23 protein-coding genes are annotated in these 25,833 nt (G+C 35.7%); 21 read left to right on the forward strand and 2 right to left on the reverse strand.

Annotated elements, in window-relative coordinates:
* Window positions 1-34: 34 nt before the first annotated feature.
* Window positions 35-2,671 carry an aminopeptidase N gene (gene pepN, locus J3U36_RS01665; protein WP_267380853.1) on the forward strand — a complete coding sequence of 879 codons (2,637 nt, stop codon included), beginning with the start codon at window positions 35-37 and terminating at the stop codon, window positions 2,669-2,671.
* 134 nt (window positions 2,672-2,805) lie between these two features.
* On the forward strand, window positions 2,806-3,138 hold the full coding sequence (locus J3U36_RS01670) for a rhodanese-like domain-containing protein (RefSeq protein ID WP_267380854.1): 333 nt from the start codon (window positions 2,806-2,808) through the stop codon (window positions 3,136-3,138).
* A 33-nt stretch (window positions 3,139-3,171) separates the two neighbouring features.
* Here the strand turns inward: J3U36_RS01670 and J3U36_RS01675 are convergent, their stop codons facing one another.
* Window positions 3,172-4,020 (reverse strand): MetQ/NlpA family ABC transporter substrate-binding protein, encoded by an 849-nt coding sequence (locus J3U36_RS01675; RefSeq protein WP_267380855.1) that lies wholly within the window; start codon window positions 4,018-4,020, stop codon window positions 3,172-3,174.
* Window positions 4,021-4,202: 182 nt separating this feature from the next.
* Here J3U36_RS01675 and J3U36_RS01680 point away from each other — a divergent pair, with 182 nt between their 5' ends.
* From J3U36_RS01680 to J3U36_RS01775, 19 genes are all read left to right on the forward strand, one after another.
* Complete coding sequence (locus J3U36_RS01680; RefSeq protein WP_267380856.1) at window positions 4,203-5,339, forward strand: amidohydrolase; 1,137 nt, start codon at window positions 4,203-4,205, stop codon at window positions 5,337-5,339.
* A gap of 13 nt (window positions 5,340-5,352) precedes the next feature.
* Complete coding sequence (locus J3U36_RS01685; protein ID WP_267380857.1) at window positions 5,353-6,396, forward strand: methionine ABC transporter ATP-binding protein; 1,044 nt, start codon at window positions 5,353-5,355, stop codon at window positions 6,394-6,396.
* On the forward strand, window positions 6,397-7,095 hold the full coding sequence (locus J3U36_RS01690) for a methionine ABC transporter permease (protein WP_267380858.1): 699 nt from the start codon (window positions 6,397-6,399) through the stop codon (window positions 7,093-7,095).
* Between the two features lie 262 nt (window positions 7,096-7,357).
* Window positions 7,358-8,170, forward strand: a complete 813-nt coding sequence (gene mlaF, locus J3U36_RS01695; RefSeq protein WP_267352324.1) for a phospholipid ABC transporter ATP-binding protein MlaF — start codon at window positions 7,358-7,360, stop codon at window positions 8,168-8,170.
* A gap of 3 nt (window positions 8,171-8,173) precedes the next feature.
* Window positions 8,174-8,953 carry a lipid asymmetry maintenance ABC transporter permease subunit MlaE gene (mlaE, locus tag J3U36_RS01700; protein ID WP_065558871.1) on the forward strand — a complete coding sequence of 260 codons (780 nt, stop codon included), beginning with the start codon at window positions 8,174-8,176 and terminating at the stop codon, window positions 8,951-8,953.
* 11 nt (window positions 8,954-8,964) lie between these two features.
* Window positions 8,965-9,549 carry an outer membrane lipid asymmetry maintenance protein MlaD gene (gene mlaD, locus J3U36_RS01705; RefSeq protein ID WP_267352325.1) on the forward strand — a complete coding sequence of 195 codons (585 nt, stop codon included), beginning with the start codon at window positions 8,965-8,967 and terminating at the stop codon, window positions 9,547-9,549.
* A gap of 12 nt (window positions 9,550-9,561) precedes the next feature.
* Window positions 9,562-10,206: a phospholipid-binding protein MlaC gene (gene mlaC, locus J3U36_RS01710; RefSeq protein ID WP_065558873.1), complete on the forward strand. Its 645-nt coding sequence runs from the start codon at window positions 9,562-9,564 to the stop codon at window positions 10,204-10,206.
* 6 nt (window positions 10,207-10,212) lie between these two features.
* Window positions 10,213-10,485, forward strand: coding sequence for an STAS domain-containing protein (locus tag J3U36_RS01715; protein WP_065558874.1), 273 nt, complete (start codon window positions 10,213-10,215; stop codon window positions 10,483-10,485).
* Window positions 10,486-10,571: 86 nt separating this feature from the next.
* On the forward strand, window positions 10,572-10,829 hold the full coding sequence (locus tag J3U36_RS01720; RefSeq protein WP_220216609.1) for a BolA family protein: 258 nt from the start codon (window positions 10,572-10,574) through the stop codon (window positions 10,827-10,829).
* Between the two features lie 89 nt (window positions 10,830-10,918).
* Entirely contained in the window at window positions 10,919-12,946 is a 2,028-nt protein-coding gene (gene prlC, locus J3U36_RS01725) for an oligopeptidase A (RefSeq protein ID WP_267380859.1), read from the forward strand.
* Window positions 12,933-13,670: a class I SAM-dependent methyltransferase gene (locus J3U36_RS01730; protein ID WP_267380860.1), complete on the forward strand. Its 738-nt coding sequence runs from the start codon at window positions 12,933-12,935 to the stop codon at window positions 13,668-13,670. Before prlC ends, J3U36_RS01730 begins: the two co-directional genes overlap by 14 nt.
* A 14-nt stretch (window positions 13,671-13,684) precedes the next feature.
* The gene (gene rsuA, locus J3U36_RS01735) at window positions 13,685-14,377 is read left to right on the forward strand and encodes a 16S rRNA pseudouridine(516) synthase RsuA (protein ID WP_267380861.1); all 693 of its coding nucleotides are present in this window, start codon (window positions 13,685-13,687) and stop codon (window positions 14,375-14,377) included.
* Window positions 14,378-14,500: 123 nt separating this feature from the next.
* Complete coding sequence (locus J3U36_RS01740) at window positions 14,501-15,748, forward strand: Bcr/CflA family multidrug efflux MFS transporter (protein WP_267380862.1); 1,248 nt, start codon at window positions 14,501-14,503, stop codon at window positions 15,746-15,748.
* A complete protein-coding gene (locus J3U36_RS01745; RefSeq protein ID WP_267380863.1) occupies window positions 15,745-16,266 on the forward strand; it encodes a gamma carbonic anhydrase family protein in 522 nt (173 codons plus the stop codon). Before J3U36_RS01740 ends, J3U36_RS01745 begins: the two co-directional genes overlap by 4 nt.
* Before the next feature lie 102 nt (window positions 16,267-16,368).
* Window positions 16,369-19,332: a DNA translocase FtsK 4TM domain-containing protein gene (locus J3U36_RS11375; protein WP_416379857.1), complete on the forward strand. Its 2,964-nt coding sequence runs from the start codon at window positions 16,369-16,371 to the stop codon at window positions 19,330-19,332.
* Window positions 19,333-19,457: 125 nt separating this feature from the next.
* Entirely contained in the window at window positions 19,458-20,342 is an 885-nt protein-coding gene (gene citG, locus J3U36_RS01760; RefSeq protein WP_267380864.1) for a triphosphoribosyl-dephospho-CoA synthase CitG, read from the forward strand.
* Window positions 20,343-20,445: 103 nt separating this feature from the next.
* Window positions 20,446-22,890: an autotransporter outer membrane beta-barrel domain-containing protein gene (locus J3U36_RS01765; RefSeq protein WP_267380865.1), complete on the forward strand. Its 2,445-nt coding sequence runs from the start codon at window positions 20,446-20,448 to the stop codon at window positions 22,888-22,890.
* Between the two features lie 242 nt (window positions 22,891-23,132).
* Entirely contained in the window at window positions 23,133-23,264 is a 132-nt protein-coding gene (locus J3U36_RS01770; RefSeq protein WP_267380866.1) for a hypothetical protein, read from the forward strand.
* A gap of 215 nt (window positions 23,265-23,479) precedes the next feature.
* Window positions 23,480-25,099: an ATP-binding protein gene (locus J3U36_RS01775; protein ID WP_267380867.1), complete on the forward strand. Its 1,620-nt coding sequence runs from the start codon at window positions 23,480-23,482 to the stop codon at window positions 25,097-25,099.
* Window positions 25,100-25,201: 102 nt separating this feature from the next.
* Here the strand turns inward: J3U36_RS01775 and yfbR are convergent, their stop codons facing one another.
* Entirely contained in the window at window positions 25,202-25,795 is a 594-nt protein-coding gene (gene yfbR, locus J3U36_RS01780) for a 5'-deoxynucleotidase (protein WP_267380868.1), read from the reverse strand.
* Window positions 25,796-25,833 lie beyond the last annotated feature (38 nt).

Raw genomic sequence — 25,833 nt, forward strand, 5'->3', positions numbered from 1 at the left:
TTAATTATTTATAAAAATAAAAGGCACAATAACTATGACAACGAATAATACTAAAACACAACCAATTGCAAAGTATCGACTGGACTATAAAGCACCCGATTTTACCATTACGGATATCGATCTTGATTTTAACTTATCTGCACAAATCACAACAGTCACGGCTCGTAGTCATATTATACAAAAAAATGCTAAAGCCTCAGACTTAGTTTTAGATGGAGAAGACTTAACATTAATCGCTATCAATATCGATGAACAGCCTTGGCAGGATTATCACATTACCGACTCAGGCATTATTATCCACAATGTTCCATCAGATGAATTTACACTAACCATCGTCAATGAAATAAAACCAATTGATAACACTGCACTAGAAGGATTGTATGTTTCTGGAGAAGCACTTTGTACACAATGTGAAGCTGAAGGATTTCGTCATATCACATACTATTTAGATAGACCCGATGTTTTAGCGCGTTTTTCAACTCGTATTACCGCCAATAAACAACAATACCCATATCTGCTTTCTAATGGTAACCGCATTGCACAAGGAGAACTTTCAGACGGTCGTCATTGGGTACAATGGCAAGATCCATTTCCTAAACCCGCCTACTTGTTTGCATTGGTTGCCGGAGATTTTGATATTCTTAAAGATCAGTTTATAACTCGTTCAAACCGTAAAGTTGATCTGGAGATTTATGTTGATAAAGGCAATTTAGATCGTTCACATTGGGCAATGACCAGTTTAAAAAATGCTATGCGCTGGGATGAAACTCGTTTTGGATTAGAATATGACTTAGATATTTTTATGATTGTTGCCGTTGACTTTTTTAATATGGGCGCAATGGAAAATAAAGGTCTGAATATTTTCAACTCAAAATATGTCCTTGCCAAACCAGAAACGGCTACTGATGATGATTATTTGGGTATTGAAGGTGTAATTGGTCATGAATACTTTCATAATTGGACAGGTAATCGTGTTACTTGTCGTGATTGGTTTCAACTTAGCCTAAAAGAAGGTTTGACGGTTTTTCGTGATCAAGAGTTTAGCGCGGATATGGGCTCTAGAGCCGTTAAGCGAATTGATGATGTTAAAATCTTACGTAGTGTCCAATTTGCTGAAGATGCAAGTCCGATGTCTCATCCTATTCGTCCTGATCAAGTCATAGAAATGAATAATTTCTATACGGTGACTGTGTACGAAAAAGGGGCTGAAGTGATACGAATGATGCATACCTTGTTAGGCGAAGATAAGTTTCAAGCTGGCATGAAACGCTATTTTGAACGTCATGACGGAAGTGCAGCAACTTGCGATGACTTTGTCGCTGCTATGCAAGATGCTTCAGGCATTGATTTAACACAATTCAAATTATGGTACAGCCAATCAGGTACACCAGAATTAACCATTACAGATAGCTATGATGAAAAAAGCAAACACTATTATTTAACTATCGAACAAAACACGCCTGCAACCTTAGATCAAGCTGAAAAGAAAGCTTTGCATATACCTGTTGATATTGAATTATATCAACATAACGGCGAAATCATTAAACTTGAGCATAACCAACTGCCAATTCATCACGTTTTAAATTTAACACAAGCAAAACAACAATTTGTTTTCGATAACGTGAATGAAAAACCGATTATTTCATTATTACGTGATTTTTCTGCACCGGTAAAAATGACCTATGATTATCAAGATAGTGATTTGATTTTTTTGATGCAACATGCAACCAATGCTTTTAGTCGTTATGATGCTGCGCAAATGCTATTAATTAAATATATTCGGGAAAATGTTAAAAATTATCAAGATAATCGACAACTAAGCCTTCCTGATTCAGTTATCGATGCATTTAGAGCAATATTATTATCCGAATCAACAGATCCCTCTCTTATTGCCCAAATCATCACTTTACCTTCGGAAAATGAACTAGCCAATTTATTTAGTGTCGTTGACCCAATAGCCATCTATCAAGTCCGCCTGTTTTTATTAACGTGTTTTGGTAATGCACTTTATGATGAATTAACCGCAGTTTACCGTCACAATAAAATCGAAAATTATCGGATTGAACATGAAGATATTGCTAAACGCTCATTAAAAAATGCCTGTTTGATGCTTTTAGCCCATGCCGATGAGAAATCACAAGCAAATCATCTGGTTCATCAACAATATTATCAAGCAGACAATATGACAGATACCATCGCTGCATTAACAGTTGCTGTTAAAGCTCAGCTTGATTGTCATCAAGAACTTTTAGCCGATTTTGATAATAAATGGCATCAAGACGGATTAGTGATGGATAAGTGGTTAGCTTTGAATGCATCGAGTCCAGAAAAAAATGCACTTTCAACGGTGAAAAAACTTTTAACTCATCGATCCTTTTCGCTCAGTAATCCCAATCGGATTCGCGCTTTAATCGGTGCTTTTGTTAATAATAATCCTGTAGCTTTCCATGCAACTGATGGGAGTGGATATCAATTTTTAGTCGAAATATTAATGGAATTAAATCAAAAAAATCCGCAGGTTGCGGCAAGATTGATCGATCCATTAATCAGATTGAAACGTTATGATCAACAACGTCAGCAACAAATGCGTCAAGCACTTGAAACCTTATTAAAACAGGATCATTTATCAAAAGACTTATATGAAAAAATTAGCAAAGCTTTAGCTGCATAACACTCAACACATCATCCTGTTTTCCTCGAACAGGATGATGTTAAAATCATTTGAAACTTGATAAGTTTTTGCTTTATATTCAGACACAAATAAAACATCCAATTTTTTACCATTACTTAACAATATTAAAAATCATGACCAACATAAAATCTATTACACCGACAGAAGTTGCAGAAAAATTAAATCAGAAACATCCTCTATTTTTACTTGATGTACGTGAATCTAACGAAGTAGCCATATGCCGCCTTGAAAATTCCGTCCATATTCCAATGAATCTTATCCCACTTTATTTAGATAAAATACCCGATGAAATCGACATTGTACTTTACTGTCACCACGGAGTTCGGAGCCTTAATGTTGCCAATTATTTAGCTGAAAATGGTTTTGATACTGATTATCTTTATAATCTTAGTGGTGGGATTGATGCTTGGGCATTAACCGTTGACACGCAAATGTCAAGATATTAAATGCCCGCCTTCACAACGGGCACATTTTGGATTTTATTCTTGTGGCATCACCCAATAACCATTTTGATTGTGAGCTTGCATATAATCTTTAAATTGTTGTGATTGATAAATACGTTTGACATCCTGCGCCCATTGACTGTTTTCATTACCTTCATTCACCACAACCATAATTTCTAAATCGGGGACAATGGTTTCCAAAAGCAATGCTTTGCTTGAATCAATGTTGGCCGAATAAACAATACTCCCCGGAATGACAGCAAAATCAAGCTCATTAAGAACTCTAGGAATATTTGCCGAATCCATTTCAATAATATCGATGCCCTCTAAGTTTTCAGCGATATCATTTTTACTCGCTAAAATAGGATTCGTATTTTCTTTCAATTTAATCCATCCTGCTTTTTCAAGTAAATTATAAGACCGTGCAGCATTTGAAGCATCTTGAGGAATAGCCACTTCAGCCCCTGAAAAAACCTTATCTAATGATTGATACTTACTAGAGAAAATCGCCGCGGGTACGGATGGCACATGCACAACTGGCTTTAAATTAGCTTTGCGTTGGGCATTAAATACATTCATATAAGCAGTATGTTGTGCAACGGTTAAATCAATGCTTCCTTCACTCAATGCCACATCCGATTCTAATAAATGTGGAAAATTAACCAATTTAACTTTATATCCTTCTGATTCAAGAATAGGTTTTACCGCATCTCTAAAAAGATCATTATATGGACCGGGTGATACCCCCATACTAATCTCTTTTTTGGTTTGATTATTGGCTAATTGAGAGGAATTATCGCAAGCGCTCATTAAACATGCAGAACTAAATAAAACCACAATAGCAATATGTTGTAAAAATTTATGTTTGATAAAACCATTTTTCATTTGAGTTACCCTTTATCGGCTATCGACATTTGTTTTACTCTAGCACAGAAATAATGGTTTATTTATTCCAAGTTATTCTATCTTATAACTTTTTGGAATAAGATATAAAAAACGATTATTAGGTTGAAAAATTAAGCTGTGCTAACGTTAAAAACATCACATAATCATTTTTTGGATATATTATGCATCAGCCTATTGCACAAACTATTCATCAGCTTTTTGTTACATTACATCAAAATCCTGAGCTTTCAAATCAAGAATTCGAAACGACTAAAATATTGAAAACGTATTTAGAAAAAGCAAACATTAAAATAATAGAATTAGGTGCTAAAACGGGGGTCATTGCCGAAATTGGAACAGGCTCCCCTATTCTGGCTTTACGAGCTGATATTGATGCGTTACCCATCCATGAACAAACAAATTGTGATTATCGTTCCCAAAATAAAAATGTTATGCACGCTTGTGGGCATGATGTACATGCATCAATCTTAATGGCAGCGGCTTATCTTTTAAAAGAACACGAAAAAGATTTAACAGGGACCATTCGTTTACTATTCCAACCTGCGGAAGAAAACTTTAGTGGAGCCCTACAATTTATCAAAATTGGGGCATTAAAAGGGGTCGATGCCATACTCGGTTTACACAACAACCCTAATTTAACCATTAATCAAATGGCATCACGATCTGGCCCTTTTTCAGCTAATGTTGATCGCATTGAAATTACCATAACCGGTGTTGGAGCACATGCAGCAAGACCTGAATCGGGTATTGATCCTATTGTTATTGGTGCACAAATTGTAAACGCCATACAAACTATTTCAAGTCGTTCTGTAAGTGGTCTTGATGCTGTAATTGTCAGCATTACTAAATTTGAAGGTGGAAATACTTGGAATGTGATACCTGAAAAGGTTGAAATGGAAGGCACGGTAAGGACCCTTACACCGCAAATCAGAGCTAAAGTCAAACAACAGTTAAGGTCTATTATTGAACATATTGCTATTGCAATGGGCGCAAAAGCTGAATTAAAATGGTTCGAAGGCCCTCCATCAATCATAAATGTAGAAAAATGGGTCGAGCTTGCAAAAAATATTGCGAGACAAGAGGGTTATGAAATCATTGATTTTCAACCTCAATTAGGCGGTGAAGATTTTGCCCATTATTTACATCATGTACCGGGCGCATTTATTAACCTTGGTTCTCAAAGCCCTTATGCACTTCATCACCCTAAATTTCAAATTAATCCTGACATGATAATACCTGCAGCAAACTATTTAGCTAAACTTGCCAAACAAGCGCTTATCCAAATAGACCAAAGTTAATAGGGACGCAAGAATGATTAGATTTGAAAATGTATCCAAGCAATATGAGCGAAACGGCATCACCACTCAAGCCTTAGACAAGATCAACTTAACCATTGATAAAGGGGATATTTTTGGCATCATTGGTTATAGTGGTGCAGGCAAAAGCACCTTAGTTCGTTTAATCAATTACCTTGAAAAACCGACACAAGGTCAAATCATTATACAAAATCAAATTTTGAATCAACTATCCGGTTCTGAGTTACGCCAAGTTAGGCGAAAGATCGGCATGATATTTCAGCACTTTAATTTACTTGAATCAAAAACCGTTTATGAAAATATTGCTATTCCTTTAATTCTAATCAAAAAAGATAAACATACAATTAAACAAAAAGTAAATGAATTATTAGAATTTGTTGGATTAAATGACAAAGCAGATAGTTATCCTAAAGAGCTGTCTGGCGGACAAAAACAGCGAATCGGCATAGCAAGAGCGTTAGCTAACGATCCGGATATTTTACTTTGTGATGAAGCAACTTCAGCGCTTGATCCTCAAACTACACGAGCAATCTTAGATTTAATCAAAAAAATCAATGAAAAATATAAAATAACGGTAGTATTAATCACGCACGAAATGCATGTTATTGAACAAATTTGTCATAAGGTAGCCGTAATGGAAAAAGGTAAAATTATTGAACAAGGCAACGTGCTGGATGTATTTGGACACCCACAACACCAAACAACTCGAAATTTTGTCAATTCAGTCATTAGCAATCAAATTCCAAAGGGTGTCGTTGAAAATTTGTTAGAAGTAGAAGGTAAAAAAGACAATATTAAACTATTTAAACTTGAATTTTTAGGACGTTCAGCCTCAGAACCCGTTATCAATTCGCTTATTTTAAAACAAATTGTTGTGGTTAACATTTTATTTGCTCATATGTCTGAAATTGAAAAAACGGTTTTAGGCAGTATGTTTATTCAGTTAAAAGGTAACGATAGCAATATCCAAGAAGCCGTACAATTCCTTCGAGAACATGGCGTACAAGTTACTGAAATAAACCACTGGGAGGAAAACTAAATGCAAATTTTCACTAATATCCTTGAATATTTCAAAGCTAATATTTCAACCACCGTGACAGTTGAGCAATTTATCCAAGCGAGTTATGAAACATTTTATATGGTGTTTTTCGCTTTAATACTGGGTTCATTAATTGGTATTTCACTCGGTGTTTGTTTAGTGACAACTCGCCCAGGAGGATTGCTTGAAAATAATCGAATATATCGGATTATGAATCCTATTATTAATTTAGTTCGTTCGCTACCTTTTATTATTTTACTAGTGGCAATTGTCCCTTTTACTAAATTTATTGTGGGTAGTTCGATTGGTACAACAGCAGCTATCGTGCCTTTAACATTTTATGTCGCCCCTTACATTGCTCGCTTAGTTGAAAATTCTTTACTTGAAGTAAACAGTGGCATTATTGAAGCCGCTGAATCAATGGGGGCAACACCAATCCAGATCATTTGGTACTTTATATTACCTGAAGCATTTAGTTCATTGATTTTAACCCTAACCACTGCCACTATCGGCTTAATTGGAGCGACAGCAATGGCAGGTGCAGTTGGCGCAGGCGGCATTGGTGACTTAGCCATTTCATATGGTTATCAACGTTTTGATACCACAGTTACCTATATTTGCGTGGTCATTTTAGTTATTGTGATTCAATTGGTGCAAAGCACAGGTAATTTTTTAGCTCGCAAAGCAAGGCATGAATAAATCAGAATATGTGATTATTATTTGAACCTATTAGAAACGCAGCTTAATGCCAGACTAAAAAATGATTTAACACGCTAAAAACCTCATTTAGTTTTTTTGACTATTACAAATCAAGATTCAGTGATTTTTAATTAAAAATGCTTTTTACCTTAAGCATTACCATAATATAAGGATTGACAATATGTTTTATCGATTTCTTTATTTGCCATTATCAAGTAAAATAACGTTAATTTTAATTAATTAAGGTAGTGTAGGAATCATAGTGACTGACTCATTACAGCAAAATTTGGTTGAAATTCATGATATGTCATTTTATCGAGGAACAAGACCAATTTATAAAAATATGAGCTTGAATGTCCCAAAAGGCAAAGTGACAGCGATTATGGGGCCTTCAGGTATTGGTAAAACCACGCTACTACGTCTAATCGGTGGTCAATTAAAACCTCAATCAGGAAAAATATTATTCGATGGTGAAGATATTCCAAGTATGTCTCGCGCCCGACTCTATGAAGTTAGAAAACGCATGAGCATGCTATTCCAATCTGGCGCACTATTTACCGATCTTTCTGTTTTCGATAATGTTGCCTACCCGATTCGTGAACACCTTGATTTACCTGAGCCTGTATTACACAATTTAGTATTGATGAAACTCCAGTCTGTTGGTCTTCGAGGCGCCGCCCGTATGATGCCGTCAGAATTATCCGGAGGTATGGCAAGGCGAGCCGCGCTAGCCAGAGCCATTGCCCTTGACCCTGATTTAATTATGTTTGATGAACCTTTTGCCGGTCAAGACCCAATCTCAATGGGCGTCATTGTTAAATTAATCTCAGAAATCAATCAATCGCTTGGATTAACCTGTATTGTTGTCAGTCATGATGTGAATGAAGTCCTTAGTATTGCGGACTATGCTTACATCGTTGCTGAACAACACATTATTGCAGGCGGAACATCACAGCAATTACGCGAAAATGACGACTTGCGTGTAAAACAATTTCTTGAAGGCTTAGCTGATGGACCAGTCCCTTTTCATTATCCCGCTGATGACTATAAATTAGACCTAAGCCGAGGTATATAACATATGTTTAATTTACTTGAAAGATTGGGAAAATGGTTAATTAATCTTATCGCTTTAATGGGGCGTTCAGGGATGATGCTTTTTGGAGCACTCATTGGACGTCCACAATTTGCGAAACAGTTCCCATTACTGGTCAAACAATTTTATTTTGTTGGTGTACAATCTTTAACGATTATTATTGTATCTGGACTTTTTATTGGTATGGTGCTTGCACTACAAGGTTATTTTATCTTAACCACATTTGGTGCTGAGGCAAGTTTAGGTATGATGGTTGCGCTGGCTTTATTGCGTGAACTAGGCCCTGTTGTTGCTGGATTATTATTTGCTGGACGTGCCGGCTCGGCGTTAACAGCTGAAATTGGTCTCATGAAAGCTACCGAACAACTATCAAGCATGGAAATGATGGCAGTCGATCCATTACGGCGTATTATTGCACCCCGTTTCTGGGCTGGATTTTTCTCTATGCCGTTTTTAACGGCTATTTTTGTCGCAGTTGGTATTTTAGGTGGTGTATTAGTTGGCGTTGATTGGAAAGGTATTGATGCAGGATTTTTTTGGTCTTCCATTCAAAGTAATGTTGACTGGTGGCATGATTTAGGCAACTGTTTTGTAAAAAGTTTTGCCTTTGCAATTGCCAGTACTTGGATTGCACTTTTTAATGGTTACGATTGCGTACCAACATCTGAAGGAATTAGTCGAGCAACTACCAATACAGTTGTTTATTCATCATTAGTTATTTTGGGGTTAGATTTTATTTTAACCGCATTAATGTTTAGTCATTGAGGTCATTAAACATGAGTCGTAAAGTCGAAATTACAGTTGGATTATTCATGGTACTAGTCATTTGCTCAGTACTATTTTTATGTTTTCGCGTTACCGATCCTACATCTTTTACTAGCCATAATTCATATCGAGTATACGCCGTATTTGACAATATTGGCGGATTAAAAGTTAGATCACCAATCAAAATTGGTGGGGTGGTAATTGGTCGAATAACCAATATTAGCTTAACATCATCAGGAAGTGATATTTATAAACCGTATGTAACAATGGATATCGATAGTCAGTACAATAAAATTCCAAGCTCCAGCTCACTATCAATCAAAACCTCAGGAATTTTAGGTGAACAATTTATTGATATCAATTTGGGGTTAGATCAATCGACCGAATTCGCCATTGACGCATTAGATGCCCCTGATGCCACTAATACAACGGCTCAAAAAAATGACAAACCACCTTATTTTCAAGAAGGATTTGTTGTTAGCAATACTAAACCAGCAATGGTGTTAGAAGATTTAATTGGTCAGTTTCTTTATAGTATGGGTGATTCATCAAATAAAGAAAAGAAACAAAATACGCAAGATACAAATGAACAGTAAGGAGTTGTCATTATGTTAACCAAATTTAAGCAAACTATTTTTTTAATTTTCGCTTTAGCAGTTAGTATGTCAGCTTTTGCTGAAAATAATCCTTATGATGAAATGCAAGTGGCCGCTGACAAAATTTTTAGTACCATGAAAGCACAACAATCAGCAATCAAATCAAATCCTAATTTGCTCAAAGATATTGTGAGATCTGACCTATTGCCTTATGTACAAGTCAAATATGCGGGTGCGCTAATTCTAGGCAACGCCTATAAAGATGCGACCGATGCGCAACGTACAGCCTATTTTAATGCTTTTGAAAACTATCTCGTTCAAGCTTTTGCGCAAGCATTATCTATGTATAATGGGCAATCTTACCAAGTTGAAAAAGCGAAAGATTTAACTGGAAAAACATTAATTTCTATTCGAGTATTATTAAATCAACCAGACAAAGGTCAACAACCATTACGTATTGATTTTCAATGGCGAAAGAACTCGGTGACGGGTGAATGGAAAGCTTACGATTTAATTGCCGAAGGGGTAAGTATGATTACTACCAAGCAAAATGAATGGTCAACTATTTTAAGACAAAATGGTATTGATGCATTAACGAAGCAATTAAATGACCTTTCCAATCGTAAAATAGACCCGAATCAAAAACCTAAAGGTTAACTTAACATGTCTCGAATCACAACCGAAAAGCAACAAGATATATTATATCTAAAGGGTGAGCTTGATGCTCACTCCTTAAGTGATATATGGTCAATACAAAATACACTATTAAAAGAGGTGAAAAAAATTGATGTGGCACAGCTGATTCGTGTTGACTCTTCGGGACTTGCCACACTTGTCTATTTTTGTAATAAATATAATGTTACTTTAGACAGTGTGAATCCTCAGTTACTTACTTTAATTGCACTTTATGATTTACAACCAGTGATACTAAAATAAGTTACGCTCATCTTTAATCAAAAGACAAATTAAGATAATATGAATAATATTCAACATAAAATCACAAAAAATAATGAGTTTTAATAATGGACAAACAGCAAATAATAGATAAATTAAAAAGTTCACTTGATCTTGAGGAAGTGCATGTCATGACTAATGATGGTAGTCATTTTCAGGTCATTGCTATTGGTGAATTATTTGCAGATCTAAGCAGAGTAAAAAAGCAACAAGCTATTTATGCTCCTCTCGCAGAATTTATTAATGATAACCGTATTCATGCCTTATCAATTAAAACTTATACTCCAACAGAATGGCAACGTGAGCGGAAATTAATGGGATTATAGTGCCCTCTTCATCAAAACTAAATGAATGGCTATTTCCATAACCTGATGTTCTATAAAACAACAATATCATTGTACAAAGGTATCGCAACATGACAAACCCATTACTAAAAACTACACCACTTCCTTTATTTTCTCAAATCAAGCCTGAACATGTTTTACCTGCAATTCAAGAGGCTTTGAAAAATTGTCGTCATACGATTGAAACCGTATTAACTAAAAATAGTCAATACACTTGGGATAATTTAATCCAACCCATTGATGAAATGGAGGAAAAATTTAGTCGAGCATGGTCTCCTGTGAGCCATCTTAATTCTGTAAAAAATAGCCCTGAACTTAGAGAGGCTTATGAAGCTTGTTTGCCATTATTATCAGAATACAGCACATGGGTTGGACAGCATAAACCGCTTTATCAAGCCTATAAACAGATTAAAGAAAGTGAAGAGTATACCAAACTGACTAAAGCGCAAAAAAAGGTGATCGATAATGCATTACGTGACTTTGAGTTATCCGGAATCGGATTACCTGAAGATGAACAAAAGCGCTATGGTGAAATCGTTGCTAAACTTTCGGAACTCTCCTCTAAATATAGTAACAATGTTTTAGATGCGACCATGGGGTGGACAAAATTAATCACAAATTTAGATGACCTTACAGGCATGCCAGAAAGTGCATTAGCAGCAGCTAAAGAGCAAGCCAAAGCCAAAGGTCAAGAAGGCTGGTTACTCACCCTTGATATCCCAAGTTATTTACCTGTTATGACTTACTGTGATAATCGTGATCTGCGTTTTGAGCTTTATCAAGCTTATAATACAAGAGCATCAGACCAAGGACCCAACGCGGGTAAATGGGATAATACTGAAATAATAAAACAAATTTTATCATTGCGTGATGAGCTAGCACATTTATTAGGCTTTGAGACTTATGCCGATAAATCCTTGGCAACTAAAATGGCTGAATCTACACAGCAAGTCATCGAATTTTTAACTGATTTAGCAAGTAAGGCAAAACCGCAAGGCGAAAAAGAACTAGCCGATTTAAAACGTTATGCTTACGAATTTTTTGGCGCTAGTGATATTAAACCTTGGGACATAGCTTATTACAGTGAAAAACAAAAACAATATCTTTATACCATCAATGATGAAGAGTTGCGCCCTTATTTCCCAGAGCAAACTGTTATAAATGGTCTATTTGAAGTTGTTCATCGTGTATTTGGCATTACGGCAAAACAACGACAAGGCGTCGAAGTTTGGGATCCTGAAGTTAAATTTTATGACCTTTATAATACAGATGGTGAATTAAAAGGTAGCTTTTACCTTGATTTATATGCTCGTGAACATAAACGAGGAGGCGCATGGATGGATGATTGTATTGGTCGTATGCGTTTTGCTGATGGTCACGTGCAAAAACCAGTTGCTTATTTAACCTGCAATTTTAACCGCCCTATTGGCGATAAACCTGCACTATTTACACATAATGAAGTCACAACGCTATTTCATGAGTTTGGACATGGACTTCATCATATGCTGACTGAAATTGATGTCTCTTCAGTTGCAGGAATCAATGGTGTGCCATGGGATGCAGTTGAATTACCAAGCCAATTTCTAGAAAACTGGTGCTGGGAACCCGAAGCATTAGCGTTTATTTCTGGACATTATGAAACAGGTGAACCTTTACCTGCTGAAATGCTTGAAAAAATGTTAGATGCTAAAAATTATCAAGCAGCGCTATTTATTTTACGTCAGTTAGAGTTTGGACTGTTTGATTTTAAACTTCACAGTCAAAAAGATCCTGATATTTTAGAAACATTAAAGCAAGTTCGAGAATTAGTCGCTGTGGTTCCAACTGTTGAATGGGGACGATTCCCTCACGCCTTTAGCCATATTTTTGCAGGGGGCTATGCCGCAGGTTATTACAGCTATCTCTGGGCTGAAGTATTATCAGCAGACGCCTTTTCTCGCTTTGAAGAAGAAGGCATTTTTAATACAAAAACGGGAAATGCTTTCCTCGACAATATTTTATCGCAAGGTGGAAGCGATGAACCTATGACACTGTTCAAAAACTTCCGAGGTCGCGAACCCCAACTAGAGGCTTTACTACGTCATTATGGTATCCACTAGTTCTCATTGCGCTCAGCTAAGCCAATTAGCTGAGCAGTGGTTGTCCACACATAAAGATCTTCCGTTTGTCCTACTTAATCAAAATGATCAGCTAGCGCTACAAAAAACAGACGAACCTAAATTAGGTGCCATCGCTGTTGATTTTACTTCTGGCGTCATGGCGCATCGCCGTCAATTTGGTGGAGGACGCGGTGAAGCGATAGCAAAAGCTGTTGGGGTAAAAGGTGATTACTTACCTACCGTCGTGGATGCAACGGCTGGGCTTGGACGTGATGCATTCGTATTAGCGGCTGTAGGTTGTCATGTCACCATGTTTGAAAGACATCCTGTCGTTGCGGCTTTGTTAGACGATGGTCTACAACGTGCCTATCAAGATCCCAATATTGGTAGTTGGCTTCAGCAGCATTTACATCTTATCTATCATTCGAGTATTACTGGACTTGATTCCTATCCAGATAAGCCAGATGTTGTCTATCTTGACCCGATGTTTCCACATCGTCAAAAAAGTGCGCTAGTCAAAAAAGAAATGCGTATTTTTCAACAATTGGTGGGGAGTGATAGTGATGCTGATAGTCTACTTGAACCGGCAAGGCGCTTAGCTAAAAAACGGGTTGTCGTAAAAAGACCGGATTCTGCACCTTTTCTCGCCAATGAAAAACCAACCGCAGAAATTAAAACCAAAAATCACCGATTTGATATATATACCCCTGTCAGTGCACTATAGGAATGATAAATATTATGCGATTAGATAAATTTCTCGCTCACCATTTAGGCATTAGCCGTACAATCGTCAATAAGGAATTAAAAGCGAAAAAAGTTACCGTGGATGGTGAAATCATAAAATCAGGAGCTTATCAACTTAGTCCAGAACAACTTGTCGAATACGATGGTTATGAAATCATACCCATCACACAAAACCGCTACTTTATGTTGAATAAACCTCAAGGCTATGTCTGCTCGACGGATGATCCTGATCATCCAACAATTCTCTATTTTATTGATGAACCCATGTCTGAAAAACTTCATGCAGCGGGACGATTGGATCTTAATACGACTGGACTTGTGTTATTAACCGATGACGGTCAGTGGTCACATCGCATTACGTCACCTAAACACCATTGCGAAAAAGTTTATCAAGTGACGGTTGAACACCCATTAACCGATAATTTAATTGAAATATTTCACAATGGCATTCAGTTAAAAAGTGAAAAAACACTGACAAAACCCGCTAAACTCACAATCATCGATGAATATCATGCGGAATTAACTATTAGCGAAGGACGTTATCATCAAGTTAAACGGATGTTTGCAGCGGTAAACAATCATGTTATTGCATTGCATCGCAAACAAATTGGCAATATTATTCTCGATGTTCCTGAAGGCGAATATCGTCCGCTTACGGAAGATGAGATTAAATCATTTTGTAAATAGCCAATATAAAGCCGTCATTAATAAGTGAATTTAATGATCAAACTAATTTAATCGAGCCATTATTATCAAAAAATGAAAAGTTAATAATTAATGAAAGCCAACAATCCATGAAGGAATCGCTACGTGCAGCCCTATGACAAATCAATAGAGATTAACATCTCGAAAAAAGCACTTATTTTTATTCTTGGATTATTATCTATGTTAATGCCACTATCCATAGATATGTACTTACCAAGTATGCCAACCATCGCCGAAAATTTTCATGTTTCTGATGCAACAGTACAACTCACCATTAGTTGTTATTTATTGGGATTTTCATTTGGTCAACTCATTTTTGGTCCTTTAACTGATAGCTATGGGCGCCGTTATGTCTTAATTTTTGGGTTAATTATTTTCATATTAGCTTCTATAAGTTGTGGAATTGCGGCCAACATTCATCAATTGATTACGGCTCGATTTTTTCATGGTATAGCAGCTGCTGCAACAGCTATCGTTGTGAACGCATTAATGAAAGACATTTATCGTGATCGTGATGAGTTTTCTAAAATGATGTCTTTTGTTATGTTAATCTCAAATGTCGCTCCGCTACTTGCACCGATTATTGGCGGATTTGTATTATATTGGTTTAATTGGCAAGCCAATTTTTTTGCCCTTGGATTAATTGCATTGTTGTGTTTGGTATTCGTTTTTACGGCTATTCCAGAAACATTAAGTCAATCTAAACGAGATAAATTTAGTTTAACGCGCATTCTCAGTAATTTCATAACGTTATTTCGGCATAGACAAGTATTGTCTTATATGATGATCGGGGCATTTTCAGGGGCTGGATTATTCTCATTTCTTAGTTTAGGGCCATTTGTCTATATGAACTTGCATGGTGTCGAATCAATCCATTTTGGTTATTATTTTGCACTCAATATTACCGTAATGATTATAATGAATACGATTAATAGCCGTTTTGTTCGCCGTGTCGGTTCAATCAAAATGATGCAATTTGGGCTTTTAATTCAATTTATCATGGCTATCGCACTTACAGTGGTAACTATAACCAATTTAGGGTTTATCTATTTAGTTATCTGTGTAGCGGGTTATATTGGTTGTATATCAACCATTGGCGGAAATAGCATGGCGGTGGTGTTGGATTTCTATTCTCATATTGCAGGCACGGCATCTTCGCTGGCAGGCACGCTTCGATTTGCGGTAGCGGGGGCTATTGGTGTAATACTTTCTACGTTAGTCGCTGCTCATCCCCAGACAACCGTTAATCATAACATGAGCGAATGGCTCATGGTTGGTTCAATGGTAATCTGTAACTTTATTGCGGTCAGTTTATTTTTGCGTATAAAATCTTTCAGAAGGAATGAACAATGATCTATCAATTGGGTGATTTAAAACCACAAATTCATCAACGCTGTTTTATAGCTAATTCGGCGGATATCATTGGTAATGTAGTTTTAGAAGAAGGTGTTTCAATTTGGTTTAATGCCGTTTTACGAGGTGATATCGCACCTATTCACATTGGCAAAAATAGCAATATACAAGATAATTCAACGATACATATTGAAACGAATATTCCGTGTATCGTAGGTGAAAATGTCACCGTTGGCCATAATGTTATTCTTCATAGCTGTACCATTGACAATAACGTTTTAATTGGCATGGGCAGTACCATATTAAATGGTGCTAAAATTGCCAAAAACTGTTTAGTCGGTGCCAATTCCCTTGTTACGCATAGCTTACCCTTTGAAGAAGGTTGCTTAATTCTTGGCTCCCCAGCTAAAATCGTACGTAAATTAACGCAAGCAGAAATCGCAGCCAATATTGAAAATGCACAACATTATGTTCAAAATGGCGAAAGATTCAATAAAACGCTCAATCTTGTCGATTAATCGTAGCCCAATAAATTGTGATTTAAACATATTCACTCTGTGAGAGATTGCAATTTATGGTAAAATACCAACCATTTACTGCGATATTTTTAAGGTACATGTTTGAAAAAGCAAAAAATCACAGGAAAACAGATAATAATTGAACTTATTCTATTAGCGTTAATAGGATTATCCGTTTGCTTGTTTTTATCACTATCGACTTATAACTCATCGGATCCGGGTTGGTCACGTACGGCTTGGCATTATCCTGTCAGTAATTTTGGTGGTTTAATTGGTGCCTATGCTTCCGATATTTTGTTCCAATTTCTAGGCTATATTGCATTTAGTTTACCTGTCATTATTGCATTAATTTGTGTACAGTTAGTTGGTTATTTTTATCGACATGCTAACGAACCGATTAATTATTTCAGTGTCTCTTTTCGGATAATTGGTATTTTAGCCTTTGTTTTTAGTAGTACGGGTTTTTTTGCATTAAATATTAGTGATCCAAGCGAATTTGAAGCTGGTGGTTATCTTGGTTCAATCGTCATAGAAAATCTTTTACCTATGATGAATAACTTTGTTCTTTCTTTGATTCTTCTTGCTGTTTGTTTTGCTTGTGTAACTTTATTAACGGGGCTATCTTGGCTTTACATAATTGAAAAACTTGGTGCTTTTGTTATGGTTTTGCTTACACCAGTAAAATGGTTATTGCTATCCCGTCGTGTCAATCACGTTAATCAAATCGATACTGAACCCAAAAATCAAAAATTATCTCAAGACCAAGAACCTCAAATAACACTGTCAATCAATTCAAATAGTAGTCAATTAGATACTATGGATGATTTTCAAACAAATATAAGCAGTGAAAATAGTGAGACGTCATTAGAAACAAGCATTAATAAAACATCTGATAGTTCAACAACCTCTTTAGCGGCTAACGAGAATGAACAACTCATAAAAACAGCAGCAGAGCTACTACAAACATTAGAAACATCAAAACAAACGCAATCATCCAAAAAAACATCGAGCAAAAAGAATAACACTGAACTTAATCAAAGTGATATCTTAGCTCGTATGGAGTTGATTTTGAAAAACATCAATGAACAACAAAATCAAGACCAGATAATTCAAACTGATGGTCAAGACTTTCAAGCTAAAAAGCTTGAAATAACAGAGCCTTTTGAAGAAGATAAATACACTATCACCGATGCGCCGAGCAAACCGTTATTTACCTTAACGCATAATGCGAACGAAACAAAACCCGATAGTCAAATTATTGTACCCCACGATGAAGCAACCAGAGAAATATCATCTTTTAAAGAAGTAGTTACACCTTTTACCACAAAAGTTGAAAATCAGAATCAATTTGAAGTTGAAAACCAAATAACACCACAACCCGAAGATGTCGACATTGATGTACTTAAACAAGAAAACCCAATCATCGATGATATATATCCAGAAGAGGTAAGGCTTGAGGAGACTCAAGTGCAAACTTTTGCTTTACGTGAAAATGACAGCGAAGAGGAAGAGAATGATGAGGGTGAAAGTTTGATTCACCCATTATTAAGACGTGATGATAAACCATTACCAAAACCAACCACACCACTGCCGTCATTAAACTTGCTTACTGCACCACCAACAACACGCATTAAAGTGGATCATGCAGCCTTAAATGCGATGTCAGAATTGATTGAAAAAAGCCTTTCTGACTATCGAGTCAAAGCGAAAGTTGTCGATTACATGCCTGGCCCAGTTATTACTCGCTTTGAAATTGAGCTTGCACCGGGTATCAAAGCTGCTCGTATTTCTACGCTAGATAGGGATTTGGCTCGTTCGCTTTCAATGCCATCTGTACGTGTGGTAGAAGTCATTCCAGGCAAACCTTATGTTGGCATAGAGTTACCGAATAAAAATCGACAAACAGTCTATTTTAGAGAAGTCTTAGACAGCCCACAATTTAGAAATGCCCAATCGCCACTTACGGTTGTGTTAGGTAAAGATATCTCAGGGCAATCTGTAGTTGCCGATTTAGCAAAGATGCCACATTTATTGGTTGCCGGTACCACGGGGTCAGGTAAATCCGTTGGTGTCAATGCCATGATTTTAAGCATTTTATATAAATCATCGCCAGAAGATGTCCGGTTTATTATGATTGACCCTAAAATGCTTGAACTGTCAATTTACGAAGGGATCCCGCATCTATTAACACAAGTCGTGACCGATATGAAAGACGCCGCTAACGCCCTTAATTGGTGTGTTAATGAGATGGAAAAGCGTTACCGACTTATGTCAGTTTTAGGTGTACGCAATATTGCTGGTTATAATGAAAAAATTAAACAAGCAGAAGAAATGGGTAGACCGATTCCCGATCCACTTTGGAAACCAACCGACAGTATGGATCTCAATATGCCGACATTGGAAAAATTACCTTATATTGTTGTCATGGTTGATGAATTTGCCGATCTTATCATGGCAGTAGGTAAAAAAGTCGAAGAATTAATTGCAAGGCTTGCTCAAAAAGCACGGGCTGCGGGTATTCACCTTGTATTAGCCACGCAGCGTCCATCCGTAGATGTAATTACAGGTTTAATCAAAGCCAACATCCCTACGCGTATTGCTTTTACAGTTTCGAGTAAAATAGACTCACGCACTATTTTGGATCAAATGGGGGCAGAATCGTTACTTGGTATGGGAGATATGCTATATCTTGCGCCTAATAGTTCAATTCCGATACGTGTTCATGGTGCATTTGTCCGTGATGAAGAAGTCCATGCGGTCGTTCAAGATTGGAAAGCGCGTGGTACGCCAAAATACATTGAAAATGTCACCGTAGCCACCGATGACGGCGAAAGCGGTAGTTCAGATAGTCTTGACGAAGAACTGGATCCCCTATTCGATCAGGTTGTAGAATTTGTTGTTGAAACTCGCCGAGCTTCAATTTCAAGCGTTCAGCGAAAATTTAGAATTGGTTACAACCGAGCAGCAAGAATTGTGGAGCAAATGGAAGTCGAAGGCATTATCAGTGCGCCAAGCCACAATGGAAATCGTGAAGTACTTGCTACATCATCGCATAATGATTACTAGTTCTTTAATTACCAATCTATTTTTAAATAGATTGGTAATGTACCGGTTTAATTCATTCAGTTACCTTTTCTAACAATTTCAAAAAGACAAGCAAGTTTGACATTTCATATAGGTATTAATCAATAATGAACGATTATTCAAAGCAAGTGGCATTCATAGAATCAAAACTGATTAAAGATCAGCAATCTTTACCAGTACAATTTGCCATTAAAGCTTTAATCAGAGAGATATGCTTATCACCCAAACCTGGGCTGGTTGATATGAATAATAACGGTGCTCACCGTGATATGAATTTTCAAACTTTTATTGCCAGTATTGAGGCAATATCGTGTTGGTTTGAACCCTTCTATCAGTATGGAATAGATTCAGCTAATAAAGATCCTCATCTTTTTTTAACTGATATAAGACCTATTGGGATACAGTGTGAACAAGCGATGTACCATGCTACACATCAAATTAATACTCATAAAGGTGGGATTTTTGCTTTTGGTTTGCTACTTGGCGCTATCGGTAGATTAACGAAACAACAACGACAAATCAATATTCAAAGTATCAGCCACGAAGTGTCGACAATTTGCCAAGGCATTGTTGATCATGAGCTTAAACAAAATCATCAAATAAAATCCGTGGGTGAAAAGCTATTTAAACTACACAACCTATCTGGCGCACGAGGAGAAGCAGAATCAGGTTATGCTACAGCAATAAATATCTCGCTCCCTATTTACAAACAGATGCAACATAATGGTTATAATGAAGAAGATTCCTTATTACAAGCATTGCTATACTTGCTTGCCTATAATCAGGATACCAATTTGGTATCAAGAGGTGGTCTTGAGGGTTTAAACTTTGTCAAACAACAGGCTAAGCAGATTATTTTGCAAGGTGGCATTACACACCCAGATGGCATTCAGCTATTAACTCAACTTGATGATAAGTTGATTGAACGCAATTTAAGCCCTGGTGGTTCTGCTGATCTTATTGCAATAACCTGGTTTTTATCTCATTACTAGCAAAAAATGATATTGATCAAAAAAAATTTAAAATAATATTGATTATCATTACTAATAATATATTATTTCACCCCCCAAAGTATTAAATTAACTTAAAAAAACAATGAAATTGAAATCAATATCTTTATTACTAATCAGTGCTTTTAGCGCCAATTGTGTACAAGCTTACAATCATGATGTGACTACAGACATCATTTTACCTTTCAACCAAATCGATGAACGTTATTTTTTAACAAATAGCAGCACTACACCAGTGAATATTATTGCAGAAAATGGTTTAACGATTAAAGATGATGCATCTTTCCATTTGGGTTTTAGTGGCAAAACAGCTACCGAATCCGCCTCAAATGCACAAGGTGACATTAACATGTTCATCAAAGGCAATTTTCAAATCTATAATGACACGTGGATTGGTAAATTTGATACCAAATTCTTTACCCAATATTTAGGATTACACAGTGATTTTCCTTTTGATCCTATAGAGCACGATATTAACGTTCATGTTTCGGGTGATATTAATGTTGAGTTAGGTGCAGATAAACAACGAGGTGGTTTGATGATTTTAGCCGGTAACGTAATGCGCACCGGCCCAAATTCTACAGGAAAAACAACGGTTATTGTTGACGGTGATACGAATATTCGTAGTGGCGATAATCATCTAGCTGGCACTGCCTCTGCCCCTGCAAGACTGACCACCCGTACCTTTAATTTAACGGGCGGAGACATTGAAATCATTGGTGCAAAAACAGTATTAGAAACGACAAACAAGGATTTTAATCGTTCTTCTGTTTTAATAGGTAAAACAGGCAAAATGATTGTCATGCGAGAGGGAACGGTTGATGTCAGCCGTGGTGGTAATTTCGATGTTGTAGATCAAGGAATCTTGAGTGCAAGCCGAGGTAATGGTTTTATAAAACTCGCACCAAATGGACAAGTAAATGTTGGTAAAAATGCGACAATCGAATCCTCTAAGGGTTCACTGTCAATTAGCGATCAAACCAATAAAACATCTCAACTCAATATTGATGGTATCGTTAGCTTTGGTATTTCTGATACCAAACAGGTCAATGTAATACGCGGTGATAACATCAATCTTTCATCTAATGCCAAATTTTCAGCAACAGATGACTTTATCAAAAATGGATTGAAATATACGACAACCGATGTAAATGCGACAGTTTTAGCCGCAAATAATAAATTAACTATACACTCTATTCAAGACGGTCAACTAAAACCACTTGTTCAAAATATTTATGGGGACTTGAACTTTAAGCAATCGGGAAATGAACTTGTATTTGTCAATGCGAGCAATGTCACCAATTTCGATGATGTAAAAAATGCACAAAATGCAGCTAAACGCCAAATCTCACGTTATTATCAACAATCAGGTACTTCATCAAAAAATGTCGCTAAACGCTTTACTGATAATTTAGTGAAAGTCGCTTATGAATCAATGTATAACACAAACAATAATGAAATGATAAGTAAAACTAATACCAAAGCTGGGGAATTAAATTGGCAAATACTCAGCAATATGGCACATGGTAATTTAGCCATTGAATCAAAAGGAACGACACTATTTTTTAATCAAAATATCGCTGGGCTTTATAATAATAATCATGGTTTACACTTAACTGAAATCGCAATGAATTCACTGAATGATACCAAAGCCATTTTAGATAAACGAGGTCACCAATTTCATCTAAACCAAGGTGAAGAAAATAATTTATGGGTTAACCTGACTCACCATTATGAAAATACCGATAATAATCAGGGCATTTCTGGATATAAATACACCTCTAATGGCTTTATGCTCGGGTTTGATAAAGAAGTTATCGATAATCTTTTAGTGGGTAGTGCCATTGGTTATTCCACTGGAAAATATAAGGATAAAGCGGCTTCATCAAATGATTCTGATATCCATCAATATCAAATTCAGTTATACAGCAGTTATAAATTTCCTAATAATATGCTTGGGTCTACGTTCGCAGGCTATTCTTTCGGAAAAAATGATTTAAAAACTCACGATAGTTTTAATACTATCAAGGAAAAATTCAATAACAAAACATGGAGTTTTGGTGGTGCTATTGGCTATCATTGGCAAAATACCGAAGAATTTGCAATGATTCCAAGTATTGGCTTAACTTATATTTATACCGAAAACAGTGCTCACAATGTTAGCTATGATAAGATCAACTTAGTCAAATATGGTCAAGCGACAAATTCTGCTCTATTGATGCCGCTTGATTTGACTGCAACTTATTCTTTCTTCAAAAATAAGGATAGTCAATTAACTTTAACGGGTCAAACCGGCTATACTTTTAATTTTAGTCGCAATAAATTTGATAGTGATATTACCCTTAATGGCATTAATGGATTATCTAAAATGCGTAGCTATTCATCAAACAGAACGAAAAATCAATATAATTTAGGAGCTGGAATCGTTTATCAATATCAGTTGATAAATTTAAATCTTGATTATCAATACTTTGGTCAAAGTAAAAAGAATAGTCATTATTTTACAGCAAGTGCTAAGATAGATTTCTAAAATTTCAAACTTGATTGTATTAAAGTTCGCAACATAAAACTATGGTGGTAAAATGTATCACCTTAGTTTTATATTAAATAATATCTTTCAATCGTTCTTGATATTCAGTATCATTCGTAAACTGCCTTTTAATGATAAAAACGTACATTTATCACTGATGTCTTTAATAAAAATTAGCTATTTACTTATTTACTCTTCTGATTTTAGCACTTAACACTATTATCAAACATAAGGAATGCGTTATGACAATCTTTGAAGAAAAAGCATTAGCATTAAGTACAAAACTGCAGTTTAAATTTCATCATGCTTTAGATAATCAGCCTCAATATACCACTTTAGCCACGGATAAGGTTTTATTTAAGATCCAATACTGATGATAACCTTGCTTCTGAATCTATTTTACCGAATGCATTTGAATCCAAGTTTGCTAACGTATTGATGAATAAGTCAACAATACAATCCATAGCCAAAAAATCATTAGTTAAATCGATAGAGTATGAAATCTGTAAATAGCGTATTTAATTAATAATTTTTATCTCATCTGCATTCATATTCTTGAACCATCAACTTTATTGCTGAAGAATAAAATATGAAATCTATGATTAATCAATTAACGCTTAAAACTAAGCTTATCAGTTTGATTTGCGCTGTATTTATATTTTCAGTTGTTGTTCAATATATTTATATTATCTATGTGATAAACAAAGAGTATTTTTATCTGTCTTCTCAACGATTTAAAGATATTGCCGAATTAGTATCAACTAATCATAATCTCATTGATCAAGTCAGTAATCCCACGTCAGATAATTTACAAGCAATCCAACATTATACCGAACAAGTTCGCCAACTTTCTTTAGTCGATTTTATTGTCATTTTTAATATGCAAGGTGTACGGTATTCGCATCCCGATATAAATAAAATAAGAGAACCTAGAGTAGGTGGCAATGAACAAAAAACGTTACAAGAAGCGCCCCATCAATCCTCATCAACAAGAACATTTGACGATTCAATTAGCGCAATGAGTCCGATATTCAATGATAAACGTCAACAAATTGGTATGGTTTTAGTTGGACAAACACGACAAAAAATTAATTATCTGGCTTCAAAGTCAAGCCAACCAATCGGGTTATCATTATTTGTATCCTTTACGTTAGCTGTTATTTTAGCTTGTTTGTTATCGCGTCATATTTCGAAACGATTGTATGGATTTAAACCTACCCAAATGGCTCAACTTTTTGAAGAACATAATGCCATTATTAGAACCGTCAAAGAAGGCATAGTGGTGATTAACCGAAATGGATTAATTTCACAAATTAATGATGAAGCCATTAGAATATTACATATGGATAAGAGTAAGGAAAACATTATTGGCAAATCTATTAGCACCCTGATTCCTAATATACGTTTAAATAAAGTTATGAACAAGGGGATTGCTGAATATGATTGTGAGCAAAATATTGATGGTGTGGTAATTTTGATTAATCGTATTCCATTATATGTAAAAAATAAATTAGTTGGAGCCATTGCTTCTTTTCGTGATATAACTGAAATACGCCAGTTAGCAGAGAAATTAAAAGGCATTAATCGTGATGCCGACACATTACGTTCTCAATCACATGAATTTAGTAATAAATTGCATGTAATTTATGGGCTAGCATATCAAAATAATAAAAAGGAATTAGTCAATTATCTAGAAGGTATTATAGGCAATAAACAACCAGAATTAGATGAGATTAGTCAGTACATTAAAGACCCCATTATTGCTGGCTTTCTCAATAGTAAATTGAGTCGAATAAAAGAATTAGGGGTATCGTTAACTTTTAACATTAATGGAATGCTCGCCCCTATTTCTAATCACTTAGTCATTCATAGTTTAATCACTATTCTTGGCAATCTAATCGATAATAGTTTAGATGCCGTTCATAGTTTAGCTGATAAAAAAATAGAGATAAATTTTACTGTCCAAAACGGCTATTTTTACATCGAAATCATTGATAACGGGATAGGTATTTCTGAAAAAGAGGTACAGCATATCTTCCAAAAAGGCTATTCAACCAAAGGAGATAATCGTGGTATGGGATTATATTTGGTTTTATCTTGTGTTAATGAACTTGGCGGTAATATTCAGTTATTCAATCTTGGTAAGAAAAAAGGAACATGCTTTAAAATATCACTGCCATTAGCAGTCCTTTATCGAGAAGTATCATAATTGTAATGACCTGATAATTCATAAATATGTCTCATGAAAATGAAATTAAATAACATATAAGTTACCTAATTGTAGTTAACCACAATTAGGCTTTAACATTTATTATTTATCTAACGTGATTTCATCCAACGATAAACTAAAACTTGGCACAAATATTTCTAAAAAATAATTCATTTCAGGACTTCCACGTTCAGACAATGTCTTTTTCAAACGCTGCTCAGCCAATCTAAACTCATTATTACCAGCACTAAGCTCTTCAATCGTCTTAAGATAAGCACATAACGCATCAGCCTGTTTGACAATGTTTTTTTCTCTTTCATCATAAAAGTCATCATCAATGAGCGTTCTAAAATCATCTTGTAACTCTTGCGGTAACATATTAATTAGCTTGTTTTGGGCAATTTTTTCAATCTTTTTGTATTCTGTTGTAATTTGAGGATTATAGTATTTAGTCGGTGTAGGAAGGTCTCCAGTAATCACTTCAGATACATCATGATACATAGCTAATAAAGCGATTCTTTCAGGATTAACTTTTCCATCAAAATGTTTGTTTTTGATGATTGCTAACGCATGTGCAACAAAAGCAACTTGAAGACTATGCTCAGATACATTTTCTGTTCTGACATTGCGCATTAACGGCCAACGATTAATTAATTTTAATCGTGAAAGATGAGCAAAAAAATGGCTTTTATTCATATCATCATCTCATGAGTTATAAAAACAAAAACGCTTCC

This window comes from Gilliamella sp. B3817 (assembly GCF_026536705.1).
In the GTDB taxonomy this organism is placed as follows: domain Bacteria; phylum Pseudomonadota; class Gammaproteobacteria; order Enterobacterales; family Orbaceae; genus Gilliamella; species Gilliamella apicola_I.